Source organism: Janthinobacterium sp. 13 (assembly GCF_002749695.1).
In the GTDB taxonomy this organism is placed as follows: Bacteria; Pseudomonadota; Gammaproteobacteria; order Burkholderiales; family Burkholderiaceae_D; genus Janthinobacterium; species Janthinobacterium kumbetense.
The window spans coordinates 2,836,097-2,851,831 of record NZ_PEEQ01000001.1; the positions used below are offsets into that span (position 1 = coordinate 2,836,097).

Annotated in this window: 13 protein-coding genes; 4 read left to right on the plus strand and 9 right to left on the minus strand. The window is 63.0% G+C overall.

Annotated features, from left to right (window positions below):
- Positions 1-48 precede the first annotated feature (48 nt).
- The gene (locus CLU94_RS12525) at positions 49-1,083 is read right to left on the minus strand and encodes a hypothetical protein (RefSeq protein WP_099665847.1); all 1,035 of its coding nucleotides are present in this window, start codon (positions 1,081-1,083) and stop codon (positions 49-51) included.
- Positions 1,080-1,844, minus strand: coding sequence for a hypothetical protein (locus CLU94_RS12530; protein ID WP_099665848.1), 765 nt, complete (start codon positions 1,842-1,844; stop codon positions 1,080-1,082). The genes CLU94_RS12525 and CLU94_RS12530 overlap by 4 nt, the downstream gene beginning before the upstream one ends.
- Before the next feature lie 187 nt (positions 1,845-2,031).
- Between CLU94_RS12530 and CLU94_RS12535 the strand changes: the two genes are divergently transcribed.
- From CLU94_RS12535 to CLU94_RS12550, 4 genes are all read left to right on the plus strand, one after another.
- Positions 2,032-3,408 (plus strand): caspase family protein, encoded by a 1,377-nt coding sequence (locus CLU94_RS12535; RefSeq protein ID WP_180278651.1) that lies wholly within the window; start codon positions 2,032-2,034, stop codon positions 3,406-3,408.
- 85 nt (positions 3,409-3,493) lie between these two features.
- Complete coding sequence (locus CLU94_RS12540; RefSeq protein ID WP_099665850.1) at positions 3,494-4,315, plus strand: hypothetical protein; 822 nt, start codon at positions 3,494-3,496, stop codon at positions 4,313-4,315.
- Between the two features lie 35 nt (positions 4,316-4,350).
- Positions 4,351-5,082 (plus strand): hypothetical protein, encoded by a 732-nt coding sequence (locus CLU94_RS12545; RefSeq protein WP_099665851.1) that lies wholly within the window; start codon positions 4,351-4,353, stop codon positions 5,080-5,082.
- 46 nt (positions 5,083-5,128) lie between these two features.
- Entirely contained in the window at positions 5,129-6,394 is a 1,266-nt protein-coding gene (locus CLU94_RS12550) for a DUF6445 family protein (protein ID WP_099665852.1), read from the plus strand.
- A 211-nt stretch (positions 6,395-6,605) separates the two neighbouring features.
- Here CLU94_RS12550 and CLU94_RS12555 read toward each other — a convergent pair whose 3' ends face one another.
- From CLU94_RS12555 to CLU94_RS12585, 7 genes are all read right to left on the minus strand, one after another.
- Positions 6,606-7,547, minus strand: a complete 942-nt coding sequence (locus CLU94_RS12555; RefSeq protein WP_034752932.1) for a LysR family transcriptional regulator — start codon at positions 7,545-7,547, stop codon at positions 6,606-6,608.
- Between the two features lie 93 nt (positions 7,548-7,640).
- Positions 7,641-8,615, minus strand: a complete 975-nt coding sequence (locus CLU94_RS12560; protein ID WP_099665853.1) for a glycoside hydrolase family 43 protein — start codon at positions 8,613-8,615, stop codon at positions 7,641-7,643.
- Positions 8,616-8,619: 4 nt separating this feature from the next.
- Complete coding sequence (yjfF, locus tag CLU94_RS12565) at positions 8,620-9,594, minus strand: galactofuranose ABC transporter, permease protein YjfF (RefSeq protein ID WP_099665854.1); 975 nt, start codon at positions 9,592-9,594, stop codon at positions 8,620-8,622.
- On the minus strand, positions 9,591-10,673 hold the full coding sequence (locus CLU94_RS12570) for an ABC transporter permease (protein WP_099665855.1): 1,083 nt from the start codon (positions 10,671-10,673) through the stop codon (positions 9,591-9,593). Before CLU94_RS12570 ends, yjfF begins: the two co-directional genes overlap by 4 nt.
- Positions 10,670-12,223, minus strand: a complete 1,554-nt coding sequence (locus tag CLU94_RS12575) for a sugar ABC transporter ATP-binding protein (RefSeq protein ID WP_257218783.1) — start codon at positions 12,221-12,223, stop codon at positions 10,670-10,672. Before CLU94_RS12575 ends, CLU94_RS12570 begins: the two co-directional genes overlap by 4 nt.
- Before the next feature lie 9 nt (positions 12,224-12,232).
- Positions 12,233-13,207, minus strand: a complete 975-nt coding sequence (locus tag CLU94_RS12580; protein ID WP_077398584.1) for an ABC transporter substrate-binding protein — start codon at positions 13,205-13,207, stop codon at positions 12,233-12,235.
- A 162-nt stretch (positions 13,208-13,369) separates the two neighbouring features.
- Complete coding sequence (locus CLU94_RS12585; protein WP_257218784.1) at positions 13,370-15,727, minus strand: glycoside hydrolase family 127 protein; 2,358 nt, start codon at positions 15,725-15,727, stop codon at positions 13,370-13,372.
- Positions 15,728-15,735: the final 8 nt, after the last annotated feature.

Sequence of the window (15,735 nt, forward strand, 5' to 3'; positions counted from 1 at the left end):
AAAATTCTTATACGTTGCCATACTTGATAACTTTCTCTTATTTCGGGGTCAGGGATTGATCACGGCCAGCGGATTGCCCGGACCTGGCGGCGGCAAGACTTTCTGGCGGTTGCGCGACAACACAGTGAAGGCGCCCAGGGTGTCCGGTCCGGCGACGATTTCCAGCTGCTCGCGCTGCAGCCAGGTGCGGATTTCCGCCTCCGTGGCCTCGGCGCGGAACAGCACGCGCGTGCGCATGCCCGACTCGACGCCGCTGCCCTGTGGAGCACCATTGCGGAATTCCGCATTGCCGACGACGGCGCCCTCTTTCGGCAGGAACAGCCACGCCGATTGCACCACCATCACGCTGGCGGCCACGGCAGTGACAAGTTTGAGCCAGCGGCTGGAATTTGCCGCCTGCATTGGCACCTTCACCGGTGGCGCAGTAGCATCGGCCGGAGCGATCTGCAACTGCTGCAACCCTTGGCGCAGCAATTGCCGGTAGGCCACGCGGCCATCCTTGCCCAGCTCGCTCGACAAAGGCGTGCCCGTCAAGGCGTAATCGTCGCCAGGCAAGGCCACGCGGGCGATCACGCCCGGCGCGCTAGTAGCCCCGTTGGCGCGGCCATGCAGCTCCAGCCAGCGCGCCGCCTGCAGGCGCTCCTGGCTGAACACGCCCAGGCAGGCGCCCAGGTCCGTCACGGCCAGCGTCACCGGCATGTCGCACAGCACCAGGCCCGCGCGCGGGTCGACGGGCGCGTCGCGCTCCTCGACCACGAGGCCGCAGGCGTCCGCATACGACGTGTCCGGCGTGACGAGCCAGCCGCGCCAGCGCTGCCGCGCGCCGTCCCAGGCATCGAGCAGCACGGCGCCGAAGCCGGGGCGGCGCGCCAGCAGGTGGATCTGTCCGCCCGCGATGGGCCGCCCGGCCAGCGGCGCGGCGTCGCTGCGGCGCGCGAAGCGTTGCATCAGGTGTTCCGGCACGGCGATGCCGCGCCAGTCGGGGGTAGCGCCCGCCACCTCGTCGTCCAGCACGTCGATGGAAGACGGGGGCGACGGCAGGCGCGCGGCAACGATGGCCAGGGTGGGCGTCAATGCATTCATGCCGGTGGCCTTTCATCCGGGTTCGAGGGAGGGGACGCGGGGTCCAGGTGCAGGGATAACGCGGCCACGCACAAGATATCCAAAACTATTTGCGCCGCCTGCATGTCGCGCGCGGCCAGGGTATCGCCCACGCGCAGCTTGAGCAGGCTCAAGACCCAGCTGCCCAGCAAGGTGGCGCGGTGGGCCGGCTCGACCACCTGGCGCCCCGCGCTGGCAGGCTCGCCCTTCTGCCTGTGGACCAGGCCCAGCTTGCCGCCGTGGTAGTGCGCGGAGGCAATCTGCTCGGCCAGTTCCTTGACGGGCATGCCGCCGCAGCCGCAATGGCGCAGCAGCAAGATCAAATCGCGGGGCAAGGTCGTAATGAAACTGTCGGCCGCCTCGCGCACTTGCTGCGGCGTAAGCTGGTAGTCGCGCAGCGGCTCCGCATAGGCGTCGGGCGCGCGCAACTCGCAGCCCTCTTGCGCATCCGCATCGTCGTCGTCACGCTGCTTGCGCAGCTGGTCGATGATGAAGCGCTTGAAGTACAGAAACAAGGCACCGACGTGGTGGGGCGCGGCGTCGCTGTCGCTGTGCAAGACTTTTTCGATGAAGAACTGGTGGCGCAGATCGGCCAGGGAATCGCCCAGCGACGCCGCTTCGCGCGGGCGGCACGGGGTCAGCGCGGCGATGACGCGCTGGTAAAACTCGCCCAGTTCGCCTTGTGTCAGCTGCGGGCGGCGGGTCCAGAAAGCATGAATCCGTTCAAATTGTTCCGATTGCACAGCCGGTCCGATCGTGTGTTGGGCGCCACGCGCCACTGGCCGGCGGCGACGCGCACCGGCAAACAAGCAATACGCTGGCCAGACAAGAGAAACTTGTCAGTAAGGTAAAATGCATTTAAGCAATTTTCTCATATCACCGTCAAAATCGCTAACTTTTGTTACTTTCACGACAATTCCCGAGACGCCGATGCATCGCCTGATTTCCCTGTTTTTCAGCCTCATCTTTTTACTCTGCGGCAATGGCGTGCAAGCGGCCACGGGGAATGCCGCCAGCGGTCCCGGCAAGCGCATCGCGCTGGTGATCGGCAACGCGGCCTATCCGCAGCCCCTGTTAAATCCCGTGAATGACGCGCGCGCCATGGCCGAACGCCTGCGCCGCCTGGGCTTTGAAGTGCTGCTGCGCACGGACATCAATGCGGCGCAGCTGCAAAAGGCGTCGGCCGAGTTTTCCACGCAGGCGCGCGGCGCCGATATCGCCCTCGTGTTTTACGCGGGCCACGGCGCGCAGGCGGGCGAAGCCAATTATGTATTGCCGCTGGGCGCCAACATGAATGCGCTGAGCGCGTCCGCCATCGCCGCGCAGGGCGTGTCCGTTTCCAGCCTGGCGGGCGACTTGCAGCGCACGGGCGCGCGCGGCGCCGTGCTGATCCTCGACGCTTGCCGCCAGGAATATACACGCGGCGGTGCGGTGGTGGTCCCCGGCGGCAATGCGGCCAGCCACGGCTTTGCCGATACGGCCGCGCCACGGGGCGTGGTGATCGCCTATTCGGCCGGTCCCGGCGCCCTGGCCCGCGATTTCTGGTCGCCCGATTCGCGCAACAGCCCCTACACGAGCGCCCTGCTCGACGCGCTGGACGCTCCCGGCTTGCCCATGGGCGACGTGTTTTCGCAAGTGGCGGCACGCGTCGCGGCCATGACGCACGACGTGCAAAAGCCCCGCGTGTCGTTCGGCGAAACGTCGGCGCGCCTGGTGCTGAACATGGGCAGCGGCAAGGGCGTCAGCCCGCCCCCCGCCGGCGTGCTGGCCTCGGGCAACAGCGGCATGCGCGCGCCAGCGCCAGCCATGGAAAAGCCGGCCGCACCGGGCGTCAAGGTGTGGCCAGGCAACGTATTGCAAGACATCAACTATGAAATCCGCATGCAGATCGCGGCCCGCCCGTTTCCCCGCCAGCAACTGGAAAAGCGCGCGCGGGGCGGCGACCTGGTGGCGCTGACGGCCCTCGGCTATGGCATCGGCGGCGGCGACGCGGGCGTCAAACAGCCGAAGGCGGGCATGCAGTGGCTGGAAAAGGCGGCCGCCAAGGATTTTCCGATTGCCCAGACCTATCTGGCCGAATTGCTGATGGTCAAGGGTGACCCCGCCTCGCTGAAGCGGGCGGGCGCGCTGCTGGACGCCGCCTCGCAGGCGGGCTACACGGCCGCCCATGCGTATAAATTCGACCTGGCGCGACGCACGGGCGCGCCGCCGCAGGATGCGGCCCGGCATTTGCAGGACGCTTTCATGGGCTTGATGAAGGATTACCAGGGCGCCGCCAAGGACATGATGCAGCCGCCCAAAAAATAATTTCAAATAATTTTGGATTTCCCTGAACTGCCCCCGTTATCCGTGGGTACATGCAATACAGCATGACAGTGACCAGGGAAATCCCATGCAAGCATCCAGCCCAGCAGCAATCACCACCGGCCAACGGGGCCGCATCCTCGCCTACCAAGCCAGCGGACAAGGTTCCGTCAGCGTGGCCGGCATTCAACATGCCTTCGACGTCGCCACCCACTGGCGCTCCGACGTGGCGCCCGCCATCAACGCCGTCGTCGACGTGCGCTTCAACGAGTCAGGCGGCCTCGACACGGTCAGCGCCGTGGCGACGCAGCAACTGGCGCAGGAAGAGATGGCCGGCGCGGCGAAACTGGCGCGCGACAAGGGCCAGCAGCTGTGGGGTCAGGCCGTCTCGGCCCTGGGCATCAAGGTGCTGGCCAGCCTGGGCGTGCTGATCGCCGGCGCCTTTGTCTTCAACACCATCGGCATCCGTTTGTTCGCCTCCGTGTCGCGCACTTACTGGCAGTTGCTGGGCCTGTCCGCCGACAGCCTGGAAAGCTTTGCCCGCGATGGCGGCGGCGGTTTTACTTCGGCGCAATGCTTCTTCCTGCTGGCCATTGCCGCCTGCTGCGCCACCATGGCCAGCAATCACCCGAAAGCGGCGCTGGGCAAGTGTGCACCGCTGCTGTTCATCGTCATCCACAGCAGTTTGCTGTTCATCAAGATCAAGGGCGCCGTCAGCGACGCGGGCAACGCCATGGGCGGCATCATGGGCTCCCGCGCGGCCCGCATGGCCGAGCAGATGGCCAGCGAAATGCTGGGCCAGGTGTGGCAAGGGCTCTCGTTCGGCATCGGCTTTTATCTGGTGCTGGCGTCTTCCATCGTCCTGGCCGCGTACGGCCTTGGCGAATACAAGCGCAAAACCGTCGGCTAAGTCACCTCTTACACCCCCATACTGAAGGAAATACCATGAACCGCACTTTCCCCGCCCTGCTCGCCATCGCCGTGCTCCTGTCCGCCTGCGGCAAGACGGATAACGCCACACCAGCCACTTCTGCCCCCGTCGCCGCGAATGTCGCGGACCTGGCCGCCAAGGCGCAAGTGAAGGCGGCGGCCGCCAGCCTGCCGCAAGCGGACGCTGCCACGCCAACGTCCAGCTATGTCGACATCACCAGCGGCAACCAGTTGATGTACAGCTACATCGCCCTGTCCGGCGTGCCGCCCGACTACGCGGCCGTGGCGCAGCGCATCTCGCGCGAATATGCGGGCAGCAACGATGCCTTCCGCAAGCAGGAAGTGCTCGACGCCCTGAAACCGCAGATCGACGCCAAGGTCAGCGAAGCGAAAACCCGGCGCTACCTGCGCTACCAGATCAATGGCCAGGGCGCGCTGTCGCCGTACGCCATGGACAAGGCCGCCTTCCCGGCCAAGTTCGCCGACGCTGGCACGTATTACTACATGTACGACAATGGCGACTACAAGCTGGCGTTCACGAATGGCGATGGCTATTCGCTGCTGAAGGTGGACCAGGAGGCGGCCCGCAAGATCGAGGCGGCGCGCAGCGGCTACAAGGACTTCGCCATCGTCGTGTACGCCTACGCCCAGGAAGCGGACATGGCCAGCAACCAGGTCAAGGCGCAGATCGTCAAGGTGGCGATCAAGCTGAACGGGGAAGAAATTCCCGTCAACCAGGCGCAGTAGAACGGGCTCGGTTACACTGTTCGCCACATTGCATCGGGATAGCGACATGGGCGAACAGACACTGGCGGAACAACATCTGGCAAACGGGCAACGGCTGCAACAGGCGGGCAAGCTGATCGAGGCGATCAATGCCTACCAGGCCGCGTACAAGCAAGACCCGGCCCTGGCCGAAGCGCAGCATTTCCAGGGCCTGGCCATGCTGGAGCTGGGTCAGGGCGCCATCGGCCTGGGCTTGCTGAAACTGTCGCTTAAGCAACAGCCCGACAATGCCCTGTTCCACTACAACCTGGGCAACGTGCTGCGCGGCACGGATAGCGAAGCGGCGCTGGCCAGCTACGCCACGGCGGCACGGCTGGCGCCGCACGAGCACGATTTCGCCATCAGCCATGCCGAACTGCTGATGGGAAAACAGCGTCTGGCGGACACCATCGCCGAACTGGAACGGGCCCACGCCCTGCGTCCACAGCGTTGGCAAACCTTGCAGGGCCTGGCGGAGCTGTATTACCGCACGGGACAGCAGGAACTGGCGCTGGCCCGCTACGCGCAAGGCCTGGCGCTGCATCCGGCGCTGGCGCAAACGTGCTGCATCGGCTTTGCCAACCCACAAGCGGAACAGGCAGAAACATTGACGCCGCTCAATGTCGCGGACACCCTGCACGATTTTATCCGCGAAACGGACTTGCACATCCTCGACAATTTCCTGCCCGACCCGGCCGCCTGGCGCGCGCAGGCGCTGGCGTTGCCGTTCGAGCAGCAGCGCTATGCGGGACAAAACTATCCGGGCAGCCAGACGGCGGGCCAGCCCAGTCAAGCCATCATGGAGCGCATCGCCACGGCGCTGGGCCGCCCCATCCGTTTCATTTCGCCCGACAATGGCTCGTACCGCCTCAGCTATGCGGACGCCATGGCGCGCACGGATATCCACGTGGACAATGAGACGGGCAACAATTTCAATTTCTATGCGGGCGTGCTGTATTTGAACCCGCCCGAGCAGTGTCAGGGCGGCACCACCTTCTGGCGCCACCAGCCCAGCGGCTGGTACCGGAGACTGCCCGAGGCGGACGTCAGGGCGGGCGGCTACGCCAGCTTCAAGGATTTCCAGAAACGCTGGCTGCCGAACAGTAAAGTACAGAAATTCAACGACTTACAGGAACAGCGCGACAGTTGGCAAGCGCTGCTGGAAGTACCCATGCGCCACAACCGCCTGATCGTCTACAAGGGCCATTACTTTCACTCGATCAGCAATGTGTTTGGCGATACGCCGGAGAATGGCCGGCTGGTGCAGCTGTTTTTCTTTGAAGTGCCCGATTAAGCATGCTGCGCGGGTATTGTCGGATTACGCCCTGCGGGCTAATCCGACCTACCTGTCTTTTTTGAAGTGCCCGATTAATTGGCGGTAAAAAAATTTCCGAAGTTGGTGACGGCGCCGAAGAAAATGTTCAGGGCTAGGCGCCGTGCCGCAGGCAGTACGAATGTACGACAAGGCACGGCAACAACGCCATGGACGTTTTATTCGGTGATCGTCAATACATGTCTGCAGCCGTGGCGCGTACTGCCTTCAACAGCATGTCCGCGCCCGGCGACAACAGATGATCCTGCTGGCGGATGATGCCGAACGCATCCATCTTGCACGGCAGTTCAATGGGCAAAATGCTCAGCACGTTCAACGATTCGTAGTAGTGCGCCACTTCCGTCGGCATCACGTGCAGCGAATCCGTTTGCTGCAACAGAGACGTGATCAACAGCAAGGCCGTCGTATCGACCACGTCCACGGGCGGTTCCTGGCCCGCGCGGCGGAACATCATGTCGAAGCGGTGGCGCAGGATGCTGCCTTGCGGCGGCAAGATCCACGGCTGGCCCGCCAAGTCCTTCAATTGCAGATTCTTGCGCGACAGCAGCGGATGGCCATTGCGCGCCACGGCGCTCGCCGGCTCTTCCGTCAATTCCTCGTAGATCAGGCCGGCGCTGCTTTCCTTTTCCAGGATGCGCCCGATCATGAAATCCAGGGTGCCGTGCTGCAGCATGTCCATCAGGGTATTGCTGTGCTCCAGGTGCACGCCGATGCGCATCAAGGGCGCCTGCTGCTTGATGCGGGCAATCGCCCGCGGCAGCAAGGCCATGGCCGGCGTCATGATGACGCCCACTTCCACCTGGCCCGTCAAGCCCGACTTCAGGGCGACGATGTCGTCATGCGCCAGCGACAGGCTCGTCAAGGCCATGCGCGCGTGGCGTATCATCGTTTCGCCGTAGATGGTCGGCTCCATGCCGCGCGGCAACCTGTCGAACAGGCGCACGTCCAGCATCTCTTCCAGGTCCTTGATTTGCTTGGACGCGGCCGGCTGCGTCATGTGCAATTCTTCCGCCGCGCGGTGGATGTTGCGCTGCTCGTCAAGGGCGATCAACAGCAGCAATTGCCGCGTCTTCAGGCGGGCTCGCAAGAACCAGTTGGGGTTGAGGGTATCCATGAATAAATCATATCATGATCGATATCGCTTCTAACTCAATATCGATGTTATAGATATCGGTTTGTCTCCTTTTTGTGTTTCGTCAAGCAGCGTTCAGGATGCCTTGCAGGCGGCGCTGGGGTTGGCCGCCGGGCCGGCCGTTTGCGGGATGAAGTCGATGGTGCCGTCCGGCTTGTATTTCAGCTCTTCCACGGCCACGGAACGCCGGTATTCTCCGCCGCCGGGCAATTTATCGTTGTGATAGAAGATATACGACTTGCCGTTGAATTCGATGATGGCCTGGTGAATGGTTTTTACGATGGCATTCTTGTCCATGATGGTGCCGCGGAAATGCCAGGGACCTGTCGGCGTGGGGCCCGTCGAATACGCCGTTTCCTCGGGGAAGTTGCGCGAGTACGACAGGTAATACGTGCCCGCATGCTTGTGCATATACGCCGCTTCCGTGAACGCATCCATGCCGAAGGTCAATATCGGGCCGTCCAGCTCCGTCATATTCGCTTTCAGCTTGGCGTACTTCAAGACCGTGTTGCCCCAGTAAATGTAGGCTTGGCCATCCGTGTCGATGAAGACGGCCGGATCGATGTCGTCCCACGGGATCGCCGTCTGCTTTGTCATGTCGTTCGTGATCAGGGCGCTGCCGCGCGCGTCGACGAACGGCCCCGTGGGGCTGTCGGACACGGCCACGCCGATGGCCTTGCCTGGGACGGTCTTGTGGTCGACGGTGGAGTAAAAATAGTACTTGCCGTCGCGCTTGACGATGTCGCCCGCCCACGCATCCTTGCCGGCCCAGGCAAAAGTGGAAAAGCGCACGGGCGAGCCGTGATCCGTCCAGTTGGCCATGTCGCACGAGGAATACACGCGCCACTCGTGCATCCGGTAATCCGTGTCCGTGGCGCTCGCTTCATCGTGGCCGACGTACAGGTACACCCTGCCATTGTCGACCAGCGCGGCCGGATCGCCCGTATAAATATCCTTGACGATGGGGTTGGCCGCCTGCGCGCCGAATGGGGCGCAGGCGAGCGCCGCCGCCAAGCCGATGGCTGCGGCAAGTTTGCTCTTGTAAAACATGGTATTAACTCCCGTTGGTATTTTTCTGGCCCATGGCCATCAGTCTTTGCACGACGCAAAAGACGAACAGCAGGCCGCCGATGACGATCTTGGTCCACCACGAGCTGAGCGTGCCGTCGAAGGCGATCAAGGTCTGGATGGTGCCCAGCACCAGCACGCCCGACAGCGCGCCCGCCACGTAGCCGTAGCCGCCGCTGAGCAGGGTGCCTCCGATGACGACGGCGGCAATCGCGTCCAGCTCCGTGCCTTGCGCATGCAAGCCATAGCCGGACAACATGTAGAACGAAAACAGCACGCCGCCCAGCGAGGCGCAAAAGCCGCTGAACGCATAGATCAAGACCTTGGTGCGGCCAACGGGCAGCCCCATCATCAAAGCCGACTGTTCATTGCCGCCGATCGCATACACGGCGCGGCCGAATGGCGTCGCGTGCGCCAGCCAGATGGCCAGCAACAAAGTCGCCACGGCGATCACGACGCCGGGCGACACGAAGCCGCCCAGGAATCCCAGCTGGGTCTGCGACATGGCCACGAACAGCGGGTCATCGATGGTGATGGAATTGATGCTGATCAAATAGCACAGTCCCCGCGCCAGAAACATGCCGGCCAGGGTGACGATGAACGGCTGCAATTTGAAATAATGGATCAGCGCGCCCATGCTGGCGCCAAATACCGTGCCCAGCGCCAGCACGGTGACGATCACCAGAGTTGGCGGCCAGTGCGCCACGTTGAGCAGCCAGGCGGCGATCATGGTCGACAGGGCCAGCACGGAACCGACGGACAGATCGATGCCGCCGGAAACGATGACGAAGGTCATGCCGACGGCGATCACCAGCAAAAAGGCGTTATCAATCAACAGGTTAAAGATCACTTGCGTCGACAGCAGGCCCGGATAGGCGGCGCCGCCCAGGCCCAGCATCACCACCAGCAGCAAGACCGTGACGAGCGAGGTGAAATACGGGGTGTGCAGCAAACCCTTCATGCTTTTCTCCGATGCAGCAATTGCTTGAATTCCGACGATTGCGACAGGCAGACGAGGAAGACGACGACCGACTTGACGACCATGTTCACTTCCGGCGGCACGCCCAGCGAATAGATGGTGTAGGTCAAAGTCTGGATGATGAGCGCGCCGATCATGCTGCCGACCAAGCTGAACTTGCCGCCGGCCAAGGAGGTGCCGCCCAGGGTCACGGCCAGGATGGCGTCCAGTTCCAGCATCAAGCCCGCGTTGTTCGCGTCGGCGCTCTTGATGTTCGAGCTGATCATCAGCCCCGACAAGCCCGCGCAGGCGGCGCAAAAGACGTACACGAAGAAGATCAGGGTCGCCGTCTTGATGCCGGCCAGGCGCGCGGCGACGGGGTTGATGCCGACGGCCTGGATGAACAGGCCCAGGGCGGTCTTGCGCATCAGCACGGCCGTGATGAGGAACACCAACGCCACAAGGAACAGCGAGAACGGCAAGCCGAACAGATAGCCGCTGCCGATGAAGAAGAAGGGCTGATAGTAGACGGTGACGATCTGTCCATCCGTCAACAATTGCGCCAGGCCACGCCCCGCCACCATCAAGATCAGGGTGGCGACGATGGGCTGCAAGCCCAGGCCCGCCACCAGCACGCCATTCCAGGCTCCGCACAGCAAAGCCGCGCCCAGGGCGGCCGCCAGGGCCCAGCCCATGGGAATGTTGCTTACATAGGTCGGCACGCCATTGTCCATCACCATGGTGCCGCCGATCAGCATGGCGGCCACGGTGCCGGACAGGGCCACGACAGCGCCCACGGAAATATCGATGCCGCGCGTGGCAATGACCAGGGTCATGCCCAGCGCCGCCAGCATCAGGGGCGCCGCGCGGTTGACGATATCGATCACGCTGCCGTACAAATGGCCGTCGCGGATTTCCAAGTGGAAAAAACCGGGGATGGCAAAGAAATCGACCAGCAGCAGCAAGCACAGCGCGGCCAGGGGCCGGCTCAGGGGGTGATGTAAAACGGTATGCAAGGCGGACGTACCCGTAGTGGAAGCCGGACGCGCCAGCGGCGCGCTCGATGGCGTGGATAAACTCATGTGGCGTCTCCGGCAATCACTTGCAGCACGGAACTATCGTCCAGCTCGCCACGCGCATAGTCGCCGCAGGCCTTGCGGTCGCGCATGACGACGATGCGGTCGCTGCAGCGCAGCACTTCCGGCAATTCGGACGAAATGAACAGGATCGCCATGCCCTTGCGGCACAGCTTGCTGACATAGCTCATGATTTCCTGCTTGGCGCGCACGTCGATGCCGCGCGTCGGTTCATCGAGGATCAGCATGGTGGGCGACGTCACCAGCCAGCGCGCCAGCAAGGCCTTCTGTTGATTGCCGCCCGACAGGCTGCCGATGGGCGTCTCGATGCTGGCCGTCTTGATGCCCAGCGCTTTCACATATTCGTCGGCCAGCGCCTGCTGGCGTTTGAACGGAATGGCGCGCAGCAAGCCCGTGCGGGCCTGCAAGGCCAGGATAATGTTTTCGCGCACGGACAGCGACAAAATCGCGCCCTCGTGCTTGCGGTCTTCCGAGCAAAAGCCGATGTCCCGGGCAATCGCATCGCGCGGCACGCTGAAGTGGCGCGGCTGGCCCTGCATGGTGATCGTGCCGGAATCGGCCTTGTCGGCGCCAAACAGCAGGCGCGCCAGTTCCGTGCGGCCGGAACCGAGCAAGCCGGCCAGGCCCAGCAATTCACCCTGGCGGATGTGGAAATCCATGGGCAGCAAGGCGCCCTTGCGGCCCAGTCCCGTCGCTTCCAGCACGGTAGGAGCGAAACTGGCGGCGCCCGCGTCTTGCGCCAGATCAAGCTCTTGCGCCACGGTGTCGGCCGCCACGCCGATCATCTTGTTCACCAGCGCCAGGCGCGACAGTTCGCTGCACGCATATTCTCCCTCGCGCTCGCCGTTGCGCATGACGGTGATGCGGTCGGAAATGGCGTAGGTCTGGTCGAGAAAATGGGTGACGAAAAGTATCGCCATGCCCTGCTCGCGCAGGCGGCGCAGCACGGAAAACAGCAGATTGACTTCCGCCTCGTCCAGGCTGGACGTGGGTTCGTCAAGGATCAGCACGCGGGCCGAAATGTTCAACGCGCGCGAAATGGCCACCATTTGCTGGATGGCCAGCGGAAAGCTGGACAGTTGTGCCGTGACATCGATATCGATCTGTAATTGCTGCAGCAAGGCACGCGCCTGTTGCTGCATGCCACGCCAGTCGATGGGGCCAAAGCGGCCGCCGAAGCGGCGCGGATAGCGGCCGATAAAGATGTTTTCCGCCACCGACAGGTTCGGGCACAGATTGACTTCCTGGTACACGGTGCTGATGCCCAGTCCCTGGGCATCCGAGGTGGAGGCGGGGGCAATGGGCTTGCCATCGAGCAAAATCTGGCCGCTGTCGGGCGTGTAGACGCCCGTCAGCACCTTGATCAGGGTCGATTTCCCGGCGCCGTTCTGTCCCATCAAGGTGTGCACTTCACCCGGATACAGGCGCAGGGCTACGTCGCTGAGGGCTTTGACGCCGGGAAAGGACTTGCTGATGCCGCGCAACTCCAGCAAGGGAGCTGGCGCGGCATTGTGTTTCACTTGCGTCTTCATCATGCGGCAAGCTTAGTACTTACGGTTCGGGAATTCCTTGGCGGCCACCTCGGCAGGGAACACGCCTTCCACCGTCGTGATGCGCGCTGGCACGGGTTTACCGGCCACCACGTCGCGGGCGATGGACATCAATTGCGGGCCCAGCAGCGGGCTGCACTCGACGGTCACGTTCAGCTTGCCGGCGATCATGGCCTCGAACGCGCCTTTGACGCCATCGATGGAGATGATGATGATGTCCTTGCCCGGTTTCATGCCCGCTTCTTCGATGGCCTGGATGGCGCCGATGGCCATGTCGTCATTGTGCGCATACAGCACGTTGATCTTCTTGCCTTCGGCCTTGAGGAACGCTTCCATCACTTCCTTGCCCTTGGCGCGCGTAAAGTCGCCCGTTTGCGAACGGATGATCTTCATCTTCGGATTCTTGCCCACCACTTCCAGGAAACCCGCCTTGCGGTCGATGGCCGGCGCGGAACCGACCGTGCCCTGCAGTTCGACGATGTTCAGCGTCGCATCCGGCGTTTTCTTGGCGTGCTCGAGCAGCCATTGCCCCGCGCGGCGGCCCTCTTCCACGAAGTCGGAACCGATGAAGGTGACGTACAGCGATTTGTCGGCCACGTTGACGGCGCGGTCCGTCAAGATGACGGGGATCTTGGCGGCCTTGGCTTCGCGCAAGACGGTATCCCAGCCCGATTCGACGACGGGCGAAAAGGCGATCACGTCGACTTTTTGCGCGATGAACGAACGCAGGGCCTTGACCTGGTTTTCCTGCTTTTGCTGCGCATCGGCAAATTTCAGGGTGACGCCATCTTTCTTGGCGGCATCCTTGATGGAGACGGTATTGGCGGTGCGCCATTCGCTTTCGGCGCCTACCTGCGAAAAGCCCATGACGAGGGGCTTGGCGGCGAAGGCGGAAGAAGTAGCCAAGGTGGTGGCAGAAGCGGCCAGCAGCATGGCGCTGGCGAGGAGTGTGCGGCGTGTCAATGTCATTCTTGTCTCCAGTTTTTTTTGGAATACCATCACAGCCGGATGCCGGATGGGCGGTTTTTTATGAACCCATGGTAGGAGAAAGCAACATAGCCATCCAATCAATTCTTTTTCGCTTGCGATACCGATTTGCGTATCGGTAGAACGAGCCGGGTCCTTCTTCCCTCAGCGCAACAGGCGCAGCCCGTACAGGCCGCCCGCCACGGAATCCTTGCCGGCGACAAATTTCACGCTGAGTTTGCCGTTGCCAGCCGCCGCCAGGGCCTGGGGAATGGCGATATCGAGCGTGTGCAGCTCTTGCGGCGCATCGGCCGCCACGGCGACCGTTTGCAGTTTCGTACCGTTGAGCAAGACGTCAAAGACGCGGCCCGCATCGAGGGTCGACAGGGTCAGGCGCAGGGTTTTCGCTTCGGCTTGCGGGTCACTCAGTACATAGCTGAACCAGCCGGTCGCATGGCGCCAGTGCCGGCCCTTGTTGACGCCGTTTTCTCCCCCTTCCGCTTGGAAGAAATGGTCGGATTCCGGCTGCTGTTGTCCCGGCGCCACCTGGTCGATGGTGAGCGCGTCGAGCGCCAGGCGCTCGGATTCCGCCTGGCGCGTGCTTTCCTGCAGCTGCGCCAGCCTGGCCGGCGTGGATACGGGCCAGTACAGCATGTAGCGAGAGTCATGCAGGCGGAAGAAGGGAATCAGCCGCAAGGTGGCCGCATCCTTGCCCTGGATCAAGCCGGGCGCTGTAAACGTCAGCGGCTGGCCCTTCACGGGTTTGATCTTGCGCATGAAATCCTGCTCGTCGCTGACGAACAGCGGTGATGATTCCAGCGGACACACTTGCCCTTGGGCGATATGCCCCATGCGCGTATCGTCGGCAAAATAGTTCAGTTGTTCATGGGCGAACGGCTGCGTCTTGGCGGCCAGCACGATGGGACCATGCAGCACGGCATAGTAATTCGACTGGTCCGGCATCTGTTCCAGGCGCGTCGTCATCGGCAGCACGACATCGACGCTGTCGCCGGTTTTCCACGCGCGCGTGATCGTCACGTACTCGCCCGGCACGCCGTTCACGCGCAGCGCCTTGCCGTTGAGTTTGACGCGCAGCTTGCCCTTGGCTACCCACTGCGGGTAGCGGATCTTCAGGCTGAACGTTTTACTTCCATGCACCGTGATGCGCGTCGTGTCACGGTCGGGGAACTGGGTCGATTGGACGATCCTGACGCCCTGCTGTTTCCAGTCGAGGGTGGACGCCATGAACAGGTTTACGTACAGCGCGTCGCCCTCATGGGCGTAGATGAACTCGCCATACTTGGCCTGGCTTTCGATGCCGGAACCCACGCAGCACCACATGCCCTTGTCCACTTGCGAATACACGCGGTAGTGGTTCGGCCGCATAGGCGTAAAGTAGACAAAGCCGCCCGTGCCGGGGCGCTGCGATGACAAGATGTGGTTGTACAGGGCGCGCTCGTAGTAATCCGCGTAGCGCACCTGCTCGTCGCGCTGGAACAAGTGCTCGGTGAGCTTGAGCATATTGTAGGTATTGCACGTTTCCGGCCCTTCGACCTCTTCCACCATCGAGGAAAAGTCGTGCTCGTCGTGGAAATGTTCCTTGACGCTGTTGCCGCCGATGGCCACCGTGCGCTTGTCGTGCACGGTTTGCCAAAAGAATTGCGCCGCCTGCTGCCAGTCGCGCCGGCCCGTCAGCGCGCCGATGCGCTCGAAGCCGATCACCTTCGGGATTTGCGTATTCGCATGCAAGCCCGTCAATTTGTCCTGTTGCGCCACCAACGGTTGCAATATGGCCTGGTGCGAAAAGCGCACGGCCAGGTCCAGGTAGCGCTGCTCGCCCGTCATGGCGTAGACGTCGGCCAGCACTTCATTCATGCCGCCGTGCTCGGCGCGCAGCATCGATTGCATCTGTGCATCCGTAAGCGAGGCCGACAGTTTCACGGCCCAGTCCGACAAGGCGATCAGCATGGTTTTTGCTTGCTCGCTGCCCGCCTGCTGATACGCGTCGCGCAAGCCGGCGAACACCTTGTGCAGGTTGTACCACGGCACCCAGCGACCATTGACGGAAAAGGTGTCGGCCTGCATGTCTCCCTTGGCGATGGCTTGCCAGGCGGCGCTGCCATCGGGAATCCCGCCCAGGTAGCCGTTGCCGTTGGCATCCTGGCATTTCTTCAGCTCCGCCAGCACGTAATCGAGGCGTTCGCGCGCCTGCGCATCGCCCGTGGACGCCACCATCAGCGCCAGCGCGGACAGATAATGCCCGCCCAGGTGGCCATCGAGGCCCGTCGATTCCCAGTTGCCATAGCTGGGCTGCACCTGCGGCAAGCCCGCCTCGCGGCGGAACGGCGCCAGCAATTTATCCGGCTCGAAGGCCAGCAGGTAGTGCAAGTCCGTCGTCTGCGCATCGAGGAACGGTCCCGTCCCCAGGCGCACGGACGAGAGGGGAAACAGCTCCGCTGCCTGCAGGACAGGCGTGGCCAGGCCGCCGGCGGCCAGCGCCAGCGTCAACACGGTTCTTTTCACGATGCGTC

What these genes read in the sequence shown, in the direction of transcription:
- CLU94_RS12525 (WP_099665847.1), bottom strand. Translation starts at nt 1,083, where the DNA reads ATGAATGCATTGACGCCCACCCTGGCCATCGTTGCCGCGCGCCTGCCG.
- CLU94_RS12535 (WP_180278651.1), top strand. Translation starts at nt 2,032, where the DNA reads ATGCATCGCCTGATTTCCCTGTTTTTCAGCCTCATCTTTTTACTCTGC.
- CLU94_RS12540 (WP_099665850.1), top strand. Translation starts at nt 3,494, where the DNA reads ATGCAAGCATCCAGCCCAGCAGCAATCACCACCGGCCAACGGGGCCGC.
- CLU94_RS12545 (WP_099665851.1), top strand. Translation starts at nt 4,351, where the DNA reads ATGAACCGCACTTTCCCCGCCCTGCTCGCCATCGCCGTGCTCCTGTCC.
- CLU94_RS12550 (WP_099665852.1), top strand. Translation starts at nt 5,129, where the DNA reads ATGGGCGAACAGACACTGGCGGAACAACATCTGGCAAACGGGCAACGG.
- CLU94_RS12555 (WP_034752932.1), bottom strand. Translation starts at nt 7,547, where the DNA reads ATGGATACCCTCAACCCCAACTGGTTCTTGCGAGCCCGCCTGAAGACG.
- CLU94_RS12560 (WP_099665853.1), bottom strand. Translation starts at nt 8,615, where the DNA reads ATGTTTTACAAGAGCAAACTTGCCGCAGCCATCGGCTTGGCGGCGGCG.
- yjfF (WP_099665854.1), bottom strand. Translation starts at nt 9,594, where the DNA reads ATGAAGGGTTTGCTGCACACCCCGTATTTCACCTCGCTCGTCACGGTC.
- CLU94_RS12570 (WP_099665855.1), bottom strand. Translation starts at nt 10,673, where the DNA reads ATGAGTTTATCCACGCCATCGAGCGCGCCGCTGGCGCGTCCGGCTTCC.
- CLU94_RS12575 (WP_257218783.1), bottom strand. Translation starts at nt 12,223, where the DNA reads ATGATGAAGACGCAAGTGAAACACAATGCCGCGCCAGCTCCCTTGCTG.
- CLU94_RS12580 (WP_077398584.1), bottom strand. Translation starts at nt 13,207, where the DNA reads ATGACATTGACACGCCGCACACTCCTCGCCAGCGCCATGCTGCTGGCC.